The sequence below is a fragment of the Xanthobacter autotrophicus genome (assembly GCF_030015065.1).
GTDB classification, from domain to species: domain Bacteria; phylum Pseudomonadota; class Alphaproteobacteria; order Rhizobiales; family Xanthobacteraceae; genus Xanthobacter; species Xanthobacter autotrophicus_D.
The window spans coordinates 1-16420 of the sequence record NZ_JAIVFN010000105.1; the positions used below are offsets into that span (position 1 = coordinate 1).

The following is a 16420-nucleotide window of genomic DNA, read 5'->3' on the forward strand; positions in this document are numbered from 1 at the left end:
CCCTCTGCCCGCCCCCCTGCCCGTCCGCCGGCGATCCGCCGCAACCGGCGCCGCATCGCGCTATTTGTCCGTTATACGGACATTAGTCCATTTACTGGACATAAGGCCGGGCTTGATGCATCTTTCGTCCCGCTCGCCCCACCCACGGGCGAAGCCCAACCATCAGGCGCATGACGGCCGGCGGGATGATCCACCGAGGACACCCCGCATCAGGCCGGACATCGTCCGCGCCGGTGACGGATGAGGAGACGCAGCCATGAGACGCGCGGCCATCGTGAGCCCGGTGCGCACCCCTGTCGGCACCTTCGGCGGAAGCCTGCGGCCGGTGCCCGTGGAGCAGCTGGGCGCGCGGGTGGTGCAGGAGGTGCTTGCGCGCACCGGCCTCGATCCCGCCCGCGTCGAGGACGTGGTGTTCGCCCAGTCCTATGCCAGCAGCGAGGCCCCCTGCGTCGGCCGCTGGGTCGCGCTCCAGGCGGGGCTGCCGATCGAGGTGCCGGGCATGCAGCTCGACCGGCGCTGCGGCGGCGGCCTGCAGGCCATCGCCACCGCCGCCATGATGGTGCAGACCGGCGCCTGCGACATCGTTCTCGCCGGCGGCGTCGAGAGCATGAGCAACATCGAGTTCTACACCACCGACATGCGCTGGGGCCGCCGGGCCGGCACGACCCGCCTCTATGACCGGCTCGACCGCGGGAGGGAGCGTTCGCAGCCGGTGGAACGGTTCGGCGTGATCTCCGGCATGATCGAAACCGCCGAGAACCTGGCCCGCGCGTTCCAGATCTCCCGCGAGGAAGCCGATGCCTTCGCGGTCCGCAGCCACCAGCGCGCCGCCGCCGCGTGGGCCGAAGGCCGGTTCGAGGCGGAGGTGGTGCCGGTCGAGGTGCCGCAGCGCCACGGGGAAGCGCTGCGCGTCACCCGCGACGAAGGCATCCGCGCCGATGCGAGCGCGCAAAGCCTCGGCAGGCTGAAGCCCGTCATGCCGGGCGGCACGGTCACCGCCGGCAACGCCAGCCAGCAGAACGATGCCGCCGCGGCCTGCCTCGTCGTCGCCGAGGACAGGCTGGCCGCCCTCGGCCTCGAGCCCCTCGGCTTCCTGGCCGGATGGGCGGTGGCGGGCTGCGATCCGGCCACCATGGGCTTCGGGCCCGTGCCGGCCACGCGGCGCGTGTTTGCCAGGACGGGGCTTTCATTCGACGACATGGGGCTCGTCGAGGTCAACGAGGCGTTCGCCTGCCAGGTCCTCGCCGTGCTGAAGGGCTGGGGCTGGGACGATCAGGATCGGCTCAACGTCAACGGCTCGGGCATCTCCCTCGGCCACCCCGTCGGCGCGACCGGCGTGCGCATCATGACCACGCTGCTTCACGAGATGAAGCGCCGCGGCGTGCGCTACGGGCTGGAGACCATGTGCATCGGCGGCGGCCAGGGCGCGGCCGCCATCTTCGAGCGCGCGTGAGCGGGCCGAGGTCCCCATGGCCATCGAACTCACGCCGGACACGCTCGACTTCTCCACCCTGCTGCGCCCCGGCGATCATATCGTCTGGGGCCAGGCCTCGGCCGAGCCGGCGACCCTCACCGCACGCCTCTTCGGCCAGTGCGCGGACATTCCCGGCCTCAGCGCCTTCATCGGCATGAGCTGGGGAACGCCGCTCGACCAGACAGGCGCCGTGCGCTTCCAGTCCTATTGCGGCGCGGGGCACAATCGGGCGCTCGAACGCCGAGGCGCGCTCGACATCCTGCCGTGCCACTATTCGGAGCTGCCGGGGCTGCTCGCCCGCCATGTGGATGTGCTGCTCCTCAATCTCGCCGACGATGGCACCGGGCGCTTCAGCTTCGGCGCCGCCCTCGAATATCTGGCACCGCTGGTGGACCGCGCCCGCCTCGTCATCGCCGAAGTCAGCGACCAGACCCCGTGGACGCACTCTGAGCGGGCGCTGTCCACCGAGAATGTCCACGTCATCGTGCGCACATCGCGGCCACCGGTCGCGGCGCCCGTCACACAGCCGGGTGCGGCAGAGCAGGCCATCGCGGCCCATGTCGCCGGTCTCGTGGAGGATGGCGCCACGCTGCAGATCGGAATCGGCGGGCTTCCGGAGGCGATCCTCGCCGCCCTCGCCGGCCACCGCGATCTCGGCCTTCACTCTGGCCTCGCGTCCGAGGGCGTCGCGCTGCTGGCCGAGGCCGGCGCCCTCACCAACGCACGCAAGAGCGTGGACCCCGGCGTCGCCGTGGCCGGACTGGTGGCCGGCGGGCCGCGGCTGATGCGATACGTGGATCGCAACCCGCGCTTCGCCCTGCGCGCGACGGCCTACACGCACGCATTCGAGATCCTGAGCGCTCAGCACAAATTCACCGCCATCAACGCCGCGATCGAGGTGGATCTGTCCGGCCAGATCAACGCGGAGGTGGCGGGCGGGCGCTATGTGGGCGCGGTGGGCGGCGCGGCCGACTTCCTGCGCGGCGCGCGCGCCTCCAGAGGCGGGCTGCCCATCGTCGCGCTGCCGGCGACGGTGAACGGCCGCGACGGCCCCCGCAGCCGCATCGTGACACGTTTGAACGGCCCGACGAGCACCGCGCGCGCCGATGCCGGCATCATCGTGACCGAGCATGGCGTCGCCGACCTGCGCGGCCTCGGCCTCGCCGAGCGGCGACGGCGGATGCTCGACATCGCCGCTCCCGAGTTCCGGTCCGCCCTGGAGGCGGACGAGGAGACCCGGCTTCTGCCCGGCGCGTCGCCGCGCCCGGGCGGACCACCCGACAACGCAATATCCATCGAGGCCTAGGGACATGCAGACCATCGGAAGCGACCGTTTCCAGGACATCCGCGACGCGGTGCGCGCGCTGTGCGCGGACTTTCCCGCCGAGTATCACCGCAAGGTGGACGAGGCGCGCGGCTATCCGGAAGACTTCGTCGACGCGCTGACGAAGGCCGGCTGGATGGCGGCGCTGATTCCGGAGGCATATGGCGGCTCCGGCCTCGGCCTCACGGAAGCCTCCGTCATCATGGAGGAGATCAACCGGGCCGGCGGCAATTCGGGAGCCTGCCACGGCCAGATGTACAACATGAACACGCTGGTGCGGCACGGCTCGGAGGAACAGCGCAAGAAGTACCTGCCGAGGATCGCAGCCGGCGAACTGCGGCTCCAGTCCATGGGCGTCACCGAGCCCACCACCGGCACCGACACCACCAGGATCAAGACCACGGCGGTGAAGAAGGGCGACCGCTACGTCGTCAACGGCCAGAAGGTGTGGATCTCCCGCGTCCAGCACTCCGACCTGATGATCCTGCTCGCCCGCACCACGCCGCTTGCCGAGGTGAAGAAGAAGTCGGAGGGCCTGTCCATCTTCATCGTCGACATCAAGGAGGCGATGGCCGGTGGCATGGCGGTACGCCCCATCCTCAACATGGTGAACCACGAGACCAACGAACTGTTCTTCGACAATCTGGAGATCCCCGCCGAGAACCTGATCGGGGAGGAAGGACAGGGCTTCAAGTACATCCTCACCGGCCTCAATGCCGAGCGCACCCTGATCGCGGCCGAATGCATCGGCGACGGTTACTGGTTCATCGACAAGGTGACGGCCTATGCCAAGGAGCGGGTGGTGTTCGGCCGGCCCATCGGTCAGAACCAGGGCGTGCAGTTCCCCATCGCGGAGGCCTTCATCGAGGTGGAGGCGGCGAACCTGATGCGGTTCGAGGCCTGCCGCCTCTATGACGCGCACCAACCCTGCGGGACCCAGGCCAACATGGCGAAGTACCTTGCCGCCAAGGCCTCTTGGGAGGCGGCCAATGCCTGCCTGCAGTTCCACGGCGGCTTCGGCTTCGCCTGCGAATACGACGTGGAGCGCAAGTTCCGCGAGACCCGGCTCTACCAGGTGGCGCCCATCTCCACCAACCTCATCCTGTCCCACGTGGCCGAGCACGTGCTCGGCCTGCCCAGGTCCTTCTGAGGAGACGCGCCGTGAGCGACGATATCGACATGGAGCACCTGCGCGGCTGGATCGGCCGCGAGGCCGTCGCCGCCGAGCCGGTGACGGCGGATCTCGTGCGCAAGTTCCGGGCGACCTTCGACGAGGAGCCGGGAGACCCGCGCGCGGGAGAGGCGGCACCGCGCCTTCTCCACTGGTGCCTCGCCCAGCCGGCGGTGCTCACCTCGGCGCTGGGGCCGGACGGCCACCCGGCGCGCGGCGGCTTCCTGCCGCCGGTGCCGCTGCCGCGGCGCATGTGGGCCGGCGGCAGCCTCGTCTTTCATGACGATATCCGCGTCGGCGACGTGGTGCGCCGGGTTTCGCGGGTAGAGGAAGTGACGCTCAAGCACGGCCACACCGGCCCCCTCTGCTTCGTCACGGTGAAGCACGAGGTCGATGCCGCCGGGCGGGCCATCCTCACGGAGCGGCAGGACATCGTCTATCGCGGGATGGAGGCGGCCGGGACGCCATCAAAGCCGCCGGAGCCGGCGCCCGAGGGTGCCCACCGCCGCGAGGTGGCCCTCTCACCGCCTTTGCTGTTCCGTTACTCGGCTCTGACCTTCAACGGCCACCGCATCCATTACGACCTGCCCTATGTCACGCAGGTGGAGGGATATCCGGGCCTGGTGGTCCATGGACCGCTGCAGGCGACGCTGCTTTTGCGCCTGGCGACCGCGATCCACGGCGCGCCACCCGCCCGCTTCTCCTTTCGCGGCCTCTCCCCGGCCTTCGACACCGCGCCGCTCACCGTGAACGCGACTCCCGGGGGCGAGAGGCTCCGGCTGTGGACCGCCCGGCCCGGCGGACCCGTGGCCATGAGCGCGGAGGCCCAATGGTGATGGGAGCGCTCGACTTCATCGTCCCGCTGTTCGTGCCGGGCCACCGGCCCGATCGCTTCGCCAAGGCCGCCGACGCGGGCGCCGACGCCGTCATCATCGACCTTGAGGATGCCGTCCCGCCCGATGCCAAGGCGAGCGCGCGTGACGCGCTGACGGCCGACCTCGCGGTTCCGGTTCTGGTGCGTGTCAACGGTGCCGGCACGCCCTGGCACGTCGATGATCTCACAGCGGCCGCCCGTCTCGGACCCGCCGCCGTGATGCTGCCCAAGGCGGAGGATCCGGCCATCCTCGATGCCGTCGCGGCGGCGCTCGGCCCTGCGATCCCGGTCGTCGCCCTCATCGAGACGGCGCGCGGCCTTGCCGCCGCCCGCGCCGTCGCCGCCCATCCGGCGGTCGGGCGGATCGTCTTCGGGTCCATCGACTTCTGCGCCGATCTCGGCTGCGCCCATGTGCGGGAGGCGCTGCTGCCGGCCCGCGCCGAGCTGGTGCTGGCGGCGCGCCTCGCCGGCCGGCCCGCTCCGGTGGACGGCGTGACCACCGGGATCGACGACGCGGCGCTGATCGTTGACGACGCACGGCATGCCCGCGCGCTGGGCTTCGGCGGCAAGCTCGCCATCCATCCACGGCAGGTCGAGGCGATCCGCTCCGGCTTTCTGCCGGATGCGGCAGAGCTTGCCTGGGCGCACAGGATCCTTGCATCCGGCGAGGGGGCCATTGCGGTTGACGGCGCCATGGTGGACGAGCCCGTCCGCATGCGCGCACGAGCGATCCTCGCCGCCAGGGCCGAATTCACGAAGAAGGACGATCGCTCATGCTAGAGCACGCGCCGATCTGCTTGCATCGCAAGCTGATCGGAGAACGCGTTCTCTTTCTTGCGTTTAGAGGGCGATTCACCGAGCAAATTGATTCAATTTGCTCGGATCGACGGTCGGCACGGGGGCCGTTCCCCAGCCGAGATGGAACGCAGAGCGGCTTACCCCCCTCCCCTTTTCCGGGGGAAGATCAGCCGAAGACAAAAGCTCGATGGCATCAGGCGCGGATGCGCTCGCGGCGGTGGTGGCGGTTTTCCGGCTGGTCGGGGATGGTGATGCGGAAGGTGGTGCCCACCTGCGTATCCAAAATGCGGATCTCGCCCCCATGGGCGCGCACCAGCTCATCGGCGATGGGCAGCCCCAGCCCCGTGCCGCCGCGCCGCGCCGAGGACACGAAGGCCTCGAACAGGTGCTCGCGCCGCGCCGCCGGAATGCCCGGCCCGGTATCGCCCATCTCGATCTCCACCAGCGCGCCCTTGCGCCGCGCCTTGATGCGGATCTGGTCGCGCTCCGGGTCGAGCGGCGCGCGGGCCTCCAGCGCCTGGACGGCGTTGCGGGCGATGTTCAGGATCACCCGGAAAAGCTGGTCCGGATCGGCATCGGCCATGAGGCCGCGTTCCGTGTCCACCACCCAGCCGATGCCTGACCCGCTCTGGAGCCCCAGCGTGTCGCGCACCTCGTCGAAGAGGTGGGCGAGCGCCACGTCGCGCCGTTCGGGCAGCGGCTCCTTGGCACGGCCGTAGGACAGGGTCTGCTCGCAATAGGTGATGGCCCGGTCCAGGGCGGCCAGCAGCTTCGGCGCGAAGCGCTGCACGGTGGGGTCCGGCACCGTGGCGAGACGGTCCGAGAGGAGCTGCGCGGACGACAGCAGGTTGCGCAGGTCGTGGTTGATCTTGGAGACGGCAAGGCCCAGGGCGGCGAGATGGCTCTTCTGGTGCAGGGTCTGGGACAGTTCGCGCTGCATCTCCTCCAGCGCCTCCTCGGCGGTGCCGATCTCGTCGGAGCGGCCGGACGGCACGATGATGCGGGAGGCGTCCTCCGGATTCTCGCGAAAAGCCGAGATGCGCTCGGTCAGCCGCCGCATGGGCCGCACGAACAGCCAGTTGAGGCTCACATAGACGAGGATGCCCGCAGCCGCCGCCACCGCCAGCGACACCAGGAGCACGGTGGCGGCGAAGCGCAGCAATGCCGCCCGCAGCGGCGTCTCGCCGAGCACGATCTCGATGAAGTCCGCCCCCCGCGGCGGATCGCCCACCACGCGCAGGATGCGGCCGTTGGCGGCCGTCAGCGTGTCATAGGCGTCGCGCACTGCCGTCCAGAGGGTGGTCTCGCGCATGTCCACATGGACATTGGCCATGGGCGGCATGTCGGAGACGGCCAGCAGGCGACGCGTATCCTCGCGCTTCACCACGATCACCTTGGCGCCGACGCTCTCCAGCAATTGCCGGGTCAGGTCCGGGGAAATCCCCTCCTGCGGGGCGGCGTCGAGCACGAGGGCGGCGGTACGGGCCGCGGCGAGGCGGTCGGAGAGCCAGGCGATGCGGTAATTGGCGATCGTGGGCACCAGCACCGCGATCTCGGCCACGGCCACCACGGCAACCGTCAGGGCCAGGAGCTTGGCGGACAGGCCGAGGCTCCACCGCGCGCCCCGGGGCGCCGGCCCGGCATCCGGCTGATGGCTCGTCGGCTCCAACATGGCCTTGATACGGGGGGCAGACCCGTCCCGGATCCCCGCGCCCAGCGCGCGAGCGATCAATATTAAGAAATAGGCAACCAATCGCTCAGCGACCAGAGCGACTTGAAATCGAGGTAAACGGGGGGACGGGTGCGAGGCGTCGGGCGGGACGGCGTGGGGCCGGCGCGGAGACCGCCGGCGCTTATTCTTCCTCGCCGAAGCGGTCGGCCACAAGGGTGTCGAGGGCATCTATCACGGCGGCGGCCTCATTGCCGGTGGCGGTGACGATCACGCTGGTGCCGGGGCCGGCGGCCAGCATCATCAGGCCCATGATGGAGTTTCCGCCTACCGCCTCGCCATTGCGACATACGGTCACGCAAGCGTCGAACTTCTCCACCGTCTGCACGAACTTGGCGGAGGCGCGGGCATGCAGGCCACGCTTGTTCACGATGGGAAGGGCACGCACCAGCGCCTCGGGCGCGACGGGCCGCCCGCAAGCCACCTCGGGCGTTTCCACCTCGGACTCGTCCGCCGGCGGAATGAAGGCGTCATTTACCGGAGAGTACACGGCTTGCGACATTGATGTATTTCCTACCGGCTTCCTGCGCCACGTCGACGGCCTGCTCCAGCGGCAGTTCCCCGCGCACCTTCGCGAGCTTGACCAGCATGGGAAGGTTGATGCCTGCCACCACCTCCACGTCGGGCGCGTTCATCACCGAGATGGCAAGGTTGGAAGGGGTTCCGCCAAACATGTCCGTGAGGATCACCACGCCGTCGCCGGTGCGCACCCGGTCCACGGCGTCGAGGATGTCCTGCCGCCGCCGCTCCATGTCGTCCTCAGGACCGATGGTGACGGTGGCGATCTGGGTCTGCGGGCCCATGACGTGCTCCAGGGCGGAACAGAATTCGTCTGCAAGGCGGCCATGTGTGACGAGGACGAGACCGATCATGCTTCCTCCGCCTCCACCACTCCGGATGAAGGCCTCCCGCGTTGCGGGACGGCCATATTCAGATCGGCTCAAAAATTACGCAAGGGGTGCAACGCACAAAAGCACATTTAATCTTCGTGGTCACGTGTTCCGATAATGCAAGCGAGAACCAGTGGCGCCTGCCTCCATTCACACAAGGGAATACGTTCTATTTCAATGCCTTGAAGGATCAGTCGCCGGGCTTCAAGGGGTGGCATGCGGGCTGCGTCGGGTGCTGCAAGATCGACCACATGCCGCACCGCGACAAAGGAGCGGTGGAACATCCGGCGGATGCCGAGGCCACGCATCTCGATCAGCCCGGCAAGCTGCGGCACCGGCCGGGCCACCAGAATACCACCTTCCGCAGCCAGCAGCACCCGATCGTCGGCGACCAGCTCCGCGGCCGGCAGGCTGCGCGGGGCATCGAGGATGAGGCGCAGCGCAAGGGCCGACTTTCCGGCCCCCGACGGCCCGCGGATGAGCACCCCCCGATCGCCGATGGCGACGCATGTGGCATGGATGCTCGCGGCGCTCATGGCTCACCCCGCCGGCAGCCGCACGACAAAGCGCGCACCGGCCACGCCTGGTGTGCCCTCGGCGTCTGCCGCCATGCGGTTCTCGGCCCAGATGGTACCGCCATGGGCCTCGACGATCTGGCGGGAGATGGAGAGGCCGAGGCCGGAATTCTGGCCGAAGCCCTGGTGCGGCCGGTCGGTATAGAAACGCTCGAAGATGCGCGACAGCGCATCGGGCCGGATGCCGGGGCCGTCGTCGTCCACCACGATCTCGGCGCCATCCTTCAGGCGGCGGCAGGTGACGCGCACCGCCCCGCCTTCGGGCGAGAAGGAACGGGCATTGGAGACCAGGTTGTCCACCACCTGCCCCAAACGGGAGGCGTGGCCCGCCACCAGGAAGTCGGCCGGAGCGCCATGGGCACGCTCGAAGGCGAGGGAGACCGAGACGCCGTCGTCCTCCTTGCGCACGTCCTGGGCGAGGCCCACCACCATCTCCAGCAATTGCTTGAGATCGACGCTCGCCGCCTCCTGCCTTTGCAGTTCGGCATCGAGGCGGCTGGCGTCGGAAATGTCCGAGATGAGCCGGTCGAGGCGCTTCACGTCGTGCTGGATCACCTCCATCAGGCGGTTGCGCGAGGTGTCGCTCTTGGCCAGCGGCAGCGTCTCCACTGCGCTGCGCAGCGAGGTGAGCGGGTTCTTCAGCTCGTGCGCCACGTCGGCGGCGAAGCTCTCGATGGCCTCGATGCGGTTGTAGAGCGCGCCCGTCATGTCGCGCAGGGCGCCGGAAAGGTGGCCGATCTCGTCCGAGCGGGCGGTGAAGTCCGGGATCTCCACCCGCGACTTGATGCGCCGGCGCACCCGCTCCGCCGCCGCCGCGAGCTTGCGCACCGGATCGGCGATGGTGCCGGCGAGCAGCACCGAGAGCAGGATCATCACCACCGCCGCCACCAGGAACACCCGGACGATGACGAAACGCTCCGCCTTCACGGCCGCGTCGATCTCGCCGCTCTGGGTGGAGAGCAGCAGCACGCCGAGGATGGCGCGGAAGCGCTGGACCGGCACCGCGACCGACACCACCACCTGCCCGCGCTCGTCCACCCGCACCTCGCTCGCCTTCGCCCCCAGCGCGGCCGAGGCGACCTCGGGATAATTCTTGCCGGCCTGGGGGCCGAACTCCTTGTAGAGCGGCAGGTCGCCGCGGCCGAGCCACAGCTGCACCGCCTGCCACGCCCGCTCCAGGAGGCCGGGCTTCGGCTCGTTGGGTGACGGCAGGTCGTAGCGCAGGATCTCGCCGCGCGAATAGAGCGAACGGGAATCCAGCAGCAGCTGGCCCTCGCGGTCGTAGATGCGGGCCCGGGTGCGCGTCGGCCCCACCAGGCGACGCAGCACCGGGGCGACCCGCTCGGGATTGATGGGAAATTCCAGCGGCGCGAAGCCGTCGTCCGGGCCGTAGCTCTCGCCGGCCTGCAATTCCAGCAGCCGCTCGGGATCGAGGGTGATGGCATTGGTCTCCACCTGCGCCGAGGAGGCGATGGCGGCGGCGATGATCTCGCCCTGGACCAGAAGGCTCTGGATGCGCGCGTCGATGAGGCCGGAGCGGAACTCCGACAGGTAGAGAATGCCCGACACCAGGGCGCACAGCCCGGCGAGGTTGAGCAGGACGATGCGCCGGGTGAGCGAGGAGAAGCCCTTGAAGGCGACGAAGCGATTGACCCGCTTCAGCCACGCGAGGATGCCGCTGCGCGGCTCGCGCGCCCGGCCCGTCGGGGCGGCGCTGCCGGCCGGCGCGGTCTCGTCGCCCCGAGCCTCGTCGCCTCGCACCTCGTCGCCCCGTGCCTCTTCGAAGTGCGCCGTCATCGCGTCGCCGATCCTTGAGCCCCCGGCCCGCACCGCGGCCCTTCGGTGCTCACTCCTTGAACCGGTAGCCGACGCCGTACAGGGTCTCGATCATCTCGAACGAATCGTCCACCGACTTGAACTTCTTGCGCAGCCGCTTGATGTGGCTGTCGATGGTGCGGTCGTCCACATAGACCTGGTCGTCATAGGCCGCGTCCATCAGCGCGTTGCGGCTCTTGACCACGCCGGGACGCTGGGCGAGCGCCTGGAGGATGAGGAATTCCGTGACCGTGAGCGTGACCGGCTCGCCTTTCCAGGTGCAGGTGTGGCGCTCGGGGTCCATGCGCAGGTTGCCGCGCTCCAGCACCTTGGCGCTGTCGGTCTCGCGCGGGGCGACGCCGTCCTTGGCGCCGGCGCGGCGCAACACCGCCTTCACCCGCTCCACCAGCAGGCGCTGGGAGAACGGCTTCTTGATGAAGTCGTCGGCGCCCATCTTGAGGCCGAACAGCTCGTCGATCTCCTCATCCTTGGAGGTGAGGAAGATCACCGGCATGTCGGTCTTCTGGCGCAGGCGGCGCAGCAGCTCCATGCCGTCCATGCGCGGCATCTTGATGTCGAGGATGGCGAGATCGGGCGGGTTGGTCTTGAATCCATCCAGGGCCGAGGCACCGTCGGTATAGGTGTCGATGCGATAGCCTTCCGCCTCCAGGGCGATGGAAACGGAGGTCAGAATGTTGCGATCGTCGTCGACGAGGGCGATGGTGGGCATGACACCTCTTTTCGGCCGTCCGGAACAGCGGCCTCAACTGCGGCCACGCGAGCGGTGAACCCCGTTCGCGTGGCCGAAATGTGACACACAAGAGTCGACTGCCGCAAAATAGCGGGATTCTCCACCGACGCCAAACGTCTCCTGCCGAAGCGCGCGGCGGGGCCCCCCTGCGGCCGCGCTGCCGCTTGCGCATGACGGGCGGGGCGCCCCATCCTTGTGCGGTTCGAAGGGAGCACGCGTTCCATGGCCGATTCTGCCGCCGCCGCCGTCCGCCGGCTCATTCGCGAAGCCCGCTTCGGCGCGCTGGCGACGCTGGAGGGATCGGGCGGGCCCTATGCCTCGCTGGTGGCGGTCGCCACCGATCCGGAGGGCCGCCCCACGCTGCTCATCTCCCGCCTCGCCCGTCACACCCGCAACATCGCCGGAGATGCGCGGGTCTCCCTGCTGATCTCGGCGGCGGGAGCGATCGACCCGCTGAATGCGCCGCGCGCGAGCCTGATCGGCCGCGTCGCGCCGGCGCCCGAGGCCGCGGTGCGTGCGCGCTATCTGGCCCGCCACCCCGCGGCCGCCGGCTATGCGGACTTCACAGACTTCGCCTTCCACACCATCGAGATCGAGGAGGCACACCTCGTCGAGGGCTTCGGCCGCATCGTCGACGTGCCGGGCGCCGCGCTTCTCACCGACTGGACCGGGGCCGAGGCCCTGGCGGCGGGGGCCGATGGCGTCATCGCCCATATGAATGCGGACCATTCCGATGCGGTCGGTCTCTATGCCACCGTGCTGCTGGGCGCTCCCGAAGGCGCCTGGCGGATGGTAGCGGTGGACCCGGACGGCTGCGAGATCTCCAGCGGCGAACTGGTGCGGCGGCTCGATTTTTCGCATCGCGTCACCGATCTGACCGCAGTGCGGCAAGAGCTCGTCGCCCTTGTCCAGAAAGCCCGCCAGGGAACCGCAGCCTAGAGCGCGATCCGATCAGATTGAATCAATCTGATCGGTGAATCGCCCTCTAAACTCCAGAAAGAGAACGCGTTGCCCGATCAGCTTGCGATGCAAGCAGATCGGCGCGTGCTCTAGTGGATCAAAGAGTTGTGGCTCGACCTGCCGGCAGAGCAACATGGTCGGATAACACGTTCTCTATCATCAACTTAGAGCGCGATTCCCCCCGTGGAATCGGGGAACGCTTCCATCTCGTTGGGGCCGCGCGCTTTCTTCGCGCGACCCGGTTTCCGCTCCGCTCGAACGCGCTCTACTCCCCCGTTGGCGACACGCCCTCGCGGCCCTCGATCTCGCGGCCCTCGATGCGGCCGCGCAGCCTGCCGATCTCGCGGCCCGCATGCTCCATGAAGGTGCGCACCCGCGCCGTGGCCTTGATGTCCGGATGGGTCAGCAGCCACAGGCCGGATTCCATCTCCGGCTGAGGCGGCAGGATCTGGACGAGGCCCGGCGTCACCGCCGCGATGAAGCAGGGCAGCACCGCGAGCCCGATGCCCTCCGCGGCCGCTTCCGCCAGCCCCAGCACCGTGTTGACGCGATAGACGAGCTTGTCCTCGTCCACCCGCTCGCGCAGCCATTTGGCCGGCTTGATGCCGCCGAGATTGTCGGAAAAGCCGATCCAGTCATAACGCCTGAAGTCGCCGGTGCCGAGCGGGGTCGCGGGCGCGAGGTCGGCACGAGCGTAGATGGCCCAGGCGATGGATGCCATGCGCCGGCCCACCAGCGTGTCGCCCGGCCGGTCGCTGGCGCGGATGGCCACGTCCGCGTCGCGCTTCGACAGGCTCAGCGACTGGTTGGAGATGACCACGTCGAGCCGGATTTCCGGATAGGCCGCCCGGAACGAGGCGAACAGCGGGGTGAGCATGTGCACCAGCAGGGTGTCGTTGGTGGTCACGCGCAATTCGCCGGAGGGGCGCAGGTCCTGGCCGGTGATTCGCCGCTCCACCGCCAGCACCTCGTCGGCCATGCGCTCCGCGAGGCGCACCATCTCCTCGCCGGTGGCGGTGGGCACATAGCCGGAGCGGGCGCGCTCGAACAAGCGCGCGCCGAGCTGCTCCTCCAGGGTCCCGAGGCGGCGGAACACGGTGGAGTGGTTCACGCCGAGCTGCTCGGCCGCGCCCGCGAGCGTGCCGCTCTGCGCGATGGCCTGCACCAGGCGGAAATCGTCCCAGGCGATCATTGCGAAATCCACGCGACCTTTTGATTTGCACGGATGCAAATGGAAAATTGATTTCTTGAGTATGGCGTTGCGCCGGTGCGAAAGCTAGAGGTGGTGCCACATCACACCGGAGATCACTCCCATGGTTGACACCCGCACTGCCCCCTACGGTCTCTTCCTCCTGCGCGTGGCGCTGGGCCTCATGTGGCTTTCGCACGGCCTGATGAAGGTGCTCGTCTTCACCGTTCCCGGCTTCGCCGGCTTCCTCACCAACAAGCTCGGCCTGCCCGGCTTCCTCGCCATCCCCTTCATCGCGGCGGAAGTGATCGGCGGCCTGCTTCTCATCGGCGGCGTCTATGCCCGCCAGGTGGCCATCCTGCTCATCCCCGTCATGCTCGGCGCCCTCAACTACCACCTGCCCAACGGCTGGGTGTTCTCCGCGGCCGGCGGCGGCTGGGAATATCCCGCCTTCCTCGTGGTGGCGTCGCTGGTGGTGGCCCTCGCCGGTGAAGGCGCCTATGCGGTGAAGCCCGCCGCCCTCATCCCCGGCGCCCGCCGCGCCATCGCCTGAATCCTTCCCGCGCAAGGAACGCGCGCAAGAAAAAGGCCGGCTCCGCAAGGGGCCGGCCTTTTTGTGTTCCAGATGCGTGTCGCCGGATCAACCCGACCTTGCCGCCGCTCAGTGGGCGCGGGACAGGCAGAAATCCACCGCTTCCATCAGCGCGTCCTTGGCCGGGCCGTTGGGGAACAGGGCCAGCGCGTCCTTGGCGATGGCGCCGTAATGGCGCGCCCGCTCCACGGTGTCGGCGATGGCGCGGTGGCGCGTCATGAGGCCGATGGCCTGGGCGAGATCGGCGTCGCTGGCCTCGCCCTTCTCCAGGCACCGCTGCCAGAAGGCGCGCTCGGTCTCGTCGCCGCGGCGGAAGGCAAGCAGCACTGGAAGGGTGATCTTGCCCTCGCGGAAATCGTCGCCCACATTCTTGCCGAGCTTGGCCTGGCTGCCGCCATAGTCGAGGGCATCGTCCACCAGCTGGAAGGCGATGCCGAGATTCATGCCGTAGGAACGGCAGGCGGCCTGCTCCGCCTTCGGCTTCTGGCCGAGCACCGCGCCCACCTCGCAGGCGGCGGCGAACAATTCCGCGGTTTTGCCGCGGATGACGGCGAGATAATCGTCTTCCGAGGTGGCGGTGTTCTTGGCGGCGGCGAGCTGCATCACCTCGCCCTCGGCGATGACGCAGGCGGCGGTGGAGAGGATGTCGAGGCAGGTCATGGAGCCCACCTCCACCATCATCTTGAAAGCCTGGCCCAGCAGGAAGTCGCCCACCAGAACGCTGGCCTCGTTGCCCCACAGCTTGCGGGCGGCGAGCTTGCCCCGGCGCATGTCGCTCTCGTCCACCACGTCGTCGTGGAGGAGGGTGGCGGTGTGCATGAACTCCACCGAGGCGGCGAGCTTGACGTGGCCGTCGCCCCGATAGCCGGAGAGCGCCGCGCAGGCGAGCGTCAGCATGGGCCGCAAGCGCTTGCCGCCGGAGGAGATGAGGTGGTTCGCCACCTCGGGAATCATCGCCACGTCGGAGCCGGTGCGCGCCAGGATGGTGGCGTTCACGCGTTCCATGTCCGCTTTCACCAGGGCGACCAGGGCCTCGATGGACGGCTCGTTGGGCTCGAACGGTAGGACGAGGGCCAAGAAACGCTCCCGCTTGTCATTCTTTGGGGCGCACCATAGGGATGCTGACGGGCTCCGTGCAAGCGCCGGGCGGTTTTCTTCGCGTCGCGCCGGTGCGCACATTGCCGCTAGGTCGGGTGGAATATGATGCAGGAGCTGGTTCGGACCAACGATCTCGTACTCATCGGCGCCATCGCGGCGCTGCTTGAGTCGGCGGATATCGGGCACATGGTCGCGGACCAGCATATGAGCGTCATGGAAGGCACCATCGGCATCCTGCCCCGTCGCCTGCTGGTGGTGGACGACGATGCGGCCCGCGCCCGGCGGCTGCTCAAGGAGGCCGGCTTCGGCGCGGCGCTCCGCGATGGCGACTGACGCGGCGACCCCTTCATACACCACCGACAGCGTTCTCGGCGGCAGACTGACCCTGCGTCAGCCGGTGGTGGGCCACCGGGTGGGGCACGATGCGCTGCTGCTCGCCGCCTTCGCCCCGGCCGACCGGCGCCGCGTGGTGGATCTGGGCGCGGGGGTGGGCAGCTGCGGCCTCGCCTTCCTCACCCGCGTTCCGCAGGCGCAGGCGGTGCTGGTGGAGATCGCGCCGGAGCTGACGGCCCTGGCGCGGGAGAATGCGGCGCTGAACGGCCTCGCCGCGCGGGTGGAGGTGGTGACAGCGGATGTTACCCGCCTCGGCCGACCTTCGGGCCCCCCGGTGCCGCAGGCGGGAGCGGCCGACCTCGTGCTCGCCAACCCGCCCTTCAACGACACGGCGCAGCATCGCGTTTCCCCGGACGATGCCCGCGCCCGCGCCCACATGGCCGACGGTGCGCTGCTGGAGGACTGGGTGCGCGCCGCCGACCGCTGCCTTGTGGCGCGGGGCGTGCTCTGCCTCATCCACCGGCCGCAGGCGCTGGCGGAACTGCTTGCGGCCCTCGACGGCCGCTTCGGCGCGGTGGAGATCCTCCCCGTGCATCCGCGCCCCGACCGGCCGGCGGTGCGGCTTCTGGTGCGCGCGGTGAAGGGGCGGCGCACGCCTCCGGCGCTGCTGCCGGGCCTTGTCCTCGCCGGGTCGGACGGCACGCCCACCGCCGCCGCCGATGCGGTGCTGCGGCAGGGGGAAGGTCTGGCGCAGTCCTGAAGGTGGGCGGTGTTTCAGGTCGAAAATCTGCTGCTGCGACCGGGCGCACCCCGGAACCCTCTCCCGCTTGCCGGGGAGGGCAGGGAG

17 protein-coding genes are annotated in these 16420 nt (G+C 69.3%); 9 read left to right on the forward strand and 8 right to left on the reverse strand.

Annotated features, from left to right (window positions below):
- Nucleotides 1-256 precede the first annotated feature (256 nt).
- From K9U40_RS17810 to K9U40_RS17830, 5 genes are read left to right on the forward strand one after another with little or no spacing between them, the layout of a single operon-like run.
- Nucleotides 257-1453: an acetyl-CoA C-acetyltransferase gene (locus K9U40_RS17810; protein WP_282891477.1), complete on the forward strand. Its 1197-nt coding sequence runs from the start codon at nucleotides 257-259 to the stop codon at nucleotides 1451-1453.
- A 16-nt stretch (nucleotides 1454-1469) separates the two neighbouring features.
- Entirely contained in the window at nucleotides 1470-2780 is a 1311-nt protein-coding gene (locus K9U40_RS17815; RefSeq protein ID WP_282891478.1) for an acetyl-CoA hydrolase/transferase family protein, read from the forward strand.
- A gap of 4 nt (nucleotides 2781-2784) precedes the next feature.
- Nucleotides 2785-3948 carry an acyl-CoA dehydrogenase family protein gene (locus tag K9U40_RS17820; RefSeq protein WP_282891479.1) on the forward strand — a complete coding sequence of 388 codons (1164 nt, stop codon included), beginning with the start codon at nucleotides 2785-2787 and terminating at the stop codon, nucleotides 3946-3948.
- 29 nt (nucleotides 3949-3977) lie between these two features.
- A complete protein-coding gene (locus tag K9U40_RS17825; RefSeq protein ID WP_282891491.1) occupies nucleotides 3978-4805 on the forward strand; it encodes an FAS1-like dehydratase domain-containing protein in 828 nt (275 codons plus the stop codon).
- On the forward strand, nucleotides 4802-5623 hold the full coding sequence (locus tag K9U40_RS17830) for an HpcH/HpaI aldolase/citrate lyase family protein (RefSeq protein ID WP_414114803.1): 822 nt from the start codon (nucleotides 4802-4804) through the stop codon (nucleotides 5621-5623). Before K9U40_RS17825 ends, K9U40_RS17830 begins: the two co-directional genes overlap by 4 nt.
- Before the next feature lie 211 nt (nucleotides 5624-5834).
- Here the strand turns inward: K9U40_RS17830 and K9U40_RS17835 are convergent, their stop codons facing one another.
- From K9U40_RS17835 to K9U40_RS17860, 6 genes are all read right to left on the reverse strand, one after another.
- Entirely contained in the window at nucleotides 5835-7313 is a 1479-nt protein-coding gene (locus K9U40_RS17835; RefSeq protein ID WP_282891480.1) for an ATP-binding protein, read from the reverse strand.
- A gap of 181 nt (nucleotides 7314-7494) precedes the next feature.
- Entirely contained in the window at nucleotides 7495-7872 is a 378-nt protein-coding gene (locus tag K9U40_RS17840) for an HPr family phosphocarrier protein (protein ID WP_414114804.1), read from the reverse strand.
- A complete protein-coding gene (locus K9U40_RS17845; protein ID WP_282891481.1) occupies nucleotides 7841-8242 on the reverse strand; it encodes a PTS sugar transporter subunit IIA in 402 nt (133 codons plus the stop codon). Before K9U40_RS17845 ends, K9U40_RS17840 begins: the two co-directional genes overlap by 32 nt.
- Before the next feature lie 107 nt (nucleotides 8243-8349).
- Nucleotides 8350-8796, reverse strand: a complete 447-nt coding sequence (locus tag K9U40_RS17850; protein WP_282891482.1) for an HPr kinase/phosphorylase — start codon at nucleotides 8794-8796, stop codon at nucleotides 8350-8352.
- A gap of 3 nt (nucleotides 8797-8799) precedes the next feature.
- Nucleotides 8800-10632, reverse strand: a complete 1833-nt coding sequence (locus tag K9U40_RS17855) for a sensor histidine kinase (RefSeq protein WP_282891483.1) — start codon at nucleotides 10630-10632, stop codon at nucleotides 8800-8802.
- A 49-nt stretch (nucleotides 10633-10681) separates the two neighbouring features.
- The gene (locus tag K9U40_RS17860; protein ID WP_282891484.1) at nucleotides 10682-11380 is read right to left on the reverse strand and encodes a response regulator transcription factor; all 699 of its coding nucleotides are present in this window, start codon (nucleotides 11378-11380) and stop codon (nucleotides 10682-10684) included.
- Nucleotides 11381-11623: 243 nt separating this feature from the next.
- Between K9U40_RS17860 and K9U40_RS17865 the strand changes: the two genes are divergently transcribed.
- Entirely contained in the window at nucleotides 11624-12340 is a 717-nt protein-coding gene (locus K9U40_RS17865) for a HugZ family protein (protein ID WP_282891485.1), read from the forward strand.
- 286 nt (nucleotides 12341-12626) lie between these two features.
- Here the strand turns inward: K9U40_RS17865 and K9U40_RS17870 are convergent, their stop codons facing one another.
- Entirely contained in the window at nucleotides 12627-13553 is a 927-nt protein-coding gene (locus K9U40_RS17870) for a LysR family transcriptional regulator (protein WP_282891486.1), read from the reverse strand.
- Between the two features lie 121 nt (nucleotides 13554-13674).
- On the opposite strand from K9U40_RS17870, the gene K9U40_RS17875 reads away from it, so the two are divergent.
- Nucleotides 13675-14103: a DoxX family protein gene (locus K9U40_RS17875; RefSeq protein ID WP_282891487.1), complete on the forward strand. Its 429-nt coding sequence runs from the start codon at nucleotides 13675-13677 to the stop codon at nucleotides 14101-14103.
- A 108-nt stretch (nucleotides 14104-14211) separates the two neighbouring features.
- Here the strand turns inward: K9U40_RS17875 and K9U40_RS17880 are convergent, their stop codons facing one another.
- Nucleotides 14212-15219, reverse strand: a complete 1008-nt coding sequence (locus K9U40_RS17880; protein WP_282891488.1) for a polyprenyl synthetase family protein — start codon at nucleotides 15217-15219, stop codon at nucleotides 14212-14214.
- A 126-nt stretch (nucleotides 15220-15345) separates the two neighbouring features.
- On the opposite strand from K9U40_RS17880, the gene K9U40_RS17885 reads away from it, so the two are divergent.
- Nucleotides 15346-15573: a DUF2007 domain-containing protein gene (locus K9U40_RS17885; protein ID WP_282891489.1), complete on the forward strand. Its 228-nt coding sequence runs from the start codon at nucleotides 15346-15348 to the stop codon at nucleotides 15571-15573.
- Complete coding sequence (locus tag K9U40_RS17890; RefSeq protein ID WP_282891490.1) at nucleotides 15563-16333, forward strand: tRNA1(Val) (adenine(37)-N6)-methyltransferase; 771 nt, start codon at nucleotides 15563-15565, stop codon at nucleotides 16331-16333. Before K9U40_RS17885 ends, K9U40_RS17890 begins: the two co-directional genes overlap by 11 nt.
- Nucleotides 16334-16420 lie beyond the last annotated feature (87 nt).